General features: G+C 38.3%; 2 protein-coding genes and 1 tRNA gene. 1 reads left to right on the top strand and 2 read right to left on the bottom strand.

Annotated elements, in window-relative coordinates; translation table 11 throughout:
- Nucleotides 1-180: 180 nt before the first annotated feature.
- Both BBROOKSOX_RS10560 and BBROOKSOX_RS10555 read right to left on the bottom strand, forming a co-directional pair.
- Nucleotides 181-960 (bottom strand): thiazole synthase, encoded by a 780-nt coding sequence (locus BBROOKSOX_RS10560; RefSeq protein WP_139661724.1) that lies wholly within the window; start codon nucleotides 958-960, stop codon nucleotides 181-183.
- A gap of 184 nt (nucleotides 961-1,144) precedes the next feature.
- A tRNA-Ser gene (locus tag BBROOKSOX_RS10555) sits at nucleotides 1,145-1,237 on the bottom strand.
- Nucleotides 1,238-1,556: 319 nt separating this feature from the next.
- On the opposite strand from BBROOKSOX_RS10555, the gene BBROOKSOX_RS10550 reads away from it, so the two are divergent.
- Nucleotides 1,557-1,790: hypothetical protein (locus BBROOKSOX_RS10550; protein ID WP_139661723.1), on the top strand; the 234-nt coding region annotated here is incomplete at its 3' end.

Below are 1,790 nucleotides of genomic sequence, written 5' to 3'. Positions count from 1 at the left end.
TAGAGTATTGGTATAATTTGAAGCCTGATTTGTTTATCAGAAAGCCTGATATGTTTCGGAGTGTGGTTTTTGAAAGTAGGGAATAACGTGGTGAAACCTGACAACTATATTTCATAAAATCACCAAGTCGACAAAACTTGTCACTTTGCTAATCATTCCTACTTATGCAAAAGTCTCAGTTTAAATTAAATTTTCCATTGGGGATGATGCTGAAGCGTAAGCTTTTTTCATCATCCTACCTGCAAGAAAAGACGCACGCCCTGCAATAACAGCGTGTTTCATCGCACTTGCCATTAAGATTGGGTCATTGGCATTGGCAATGGCTGAGTTCATGAGTACACCATCGCAACCTAATTCCATCGCCTTAGCAGCATCACTTGCACAACCAATGCCAGCATCAACCAGTACGGGTACATTAGCGTGTTGTTTGATGAGTTTGATATTTGCTGGGTTAGTAATGCCTTGACCTGAGCCGATGAGTGAGGCAAGTGGCATAATAGCGCAACAGCCAATGTTTTCTAATTCTTTAGCAACGATGGGGTCATCACTGGTGTAAACCATCACATCAAAACCATCATTAACCAAGATTTGTGCAGCAGACAAGGTTTCAACAATATTAGGATAGAGGGTTTTTTCATCGCCCAATACCTCTAATTTAACCAGTGTGTGTCGGCCCAATAATTCGCGGGCTAATTGGCAAGTGCGCACTGCATCTTTGGCATTATAACAACCTGCAGTGTTGGGCAAAATAGTATACTTATCAGGATTGATAACCTCTAATAAATTCGGTTCACTCTTATCCTGTCCAATATTAGTTCGACGAATAGCAACGGTAATAATCTCAGCTTCTGCTGCCTCTGTTGCCAGTTTTGTTTCTGTTAAATCTTGGTATTTTCCTGAGCCGACCAATAAGCGGGAGTTGTAAGTTTTTCCAGCAATGATTAATGGTGTGTCAGTCATAGTAGTGATAGGCTTGGTTGATGTGAAATAATTTAAAAATTTTACCCGAACTAAGATAGGGGTATTGTAAGTATTTTTTCATTCTACAAGGCGAATTACTAAATACTCGATTGAGCATAGCTAATAACTATGTGATTGAGAGGTAGTAATTCAACGCCGTGGAATGAAAAAAGACGCAGTAATATGGCGGAGAGTGAGGGATTCGAACCCTCGATAGGGGATAAACCCTATACGCCCTTAGCAGGGGCGCGCCTTCAGCCAACTCGGCCAACTCTCCAAAAGAGAGTAATTATACGCTAAGAAATAATAATTTGAAATAGGATTGGAAGTCGTATTTGTATCTAACTTTTACGATGCTAGGTTTTAGCGTTCAAACCGTGCATTTTAGGTTGCAAAAAAATTTCATCAGAGTTTTTAAAAACACGCTTTTCAGCAATGATTAATGGTGTGTTAGTCATGATAGGGTTGATTAACATGAAATAATTTAAAAATTTCATCAAAGTTTTTTTTAGAGATACTCAAGAAAAACTTGAGTAGGATGGAGGCAATGGTATAATCATTGTAAATTTTATATACCACAGCCAGCTAAAATCACCATGATAAACACAACAAAACCCCAGTTAAGCCACTTTTTTAAAAACACTTTTTCTAAAGCCTCAATAGCGAATAGCACATTTTCTAGTGCGTTCAAGCAATTCAAGTATTTTCTTGCGCTTAGCCTTTTAATCACATTTTCTTTTAATGCTTTTTCTGTTGATGACCCTCAGCAATTTAACAAAGAAGCCTACTTAGATCTTAGTAAGCCTTACACCTACAATTGGAACAACGCA

The sequence above is a fragment of the bacterium endosymbiont of Bathymodiolus sp. 5 South genome, from assembly GCF_900128535.1.
In the GTDB taxonomy this organism is placed as follows: Bacteria; Pseudomonadota; Gammaproteobacteria; order PS1; family Pseudothioglobaceae; genus Thiodubiliella.
Note: the sequence above shows the minus strand (reverse complement) of the source record. Positions and strands in the feature narration are given on the sequence as shown.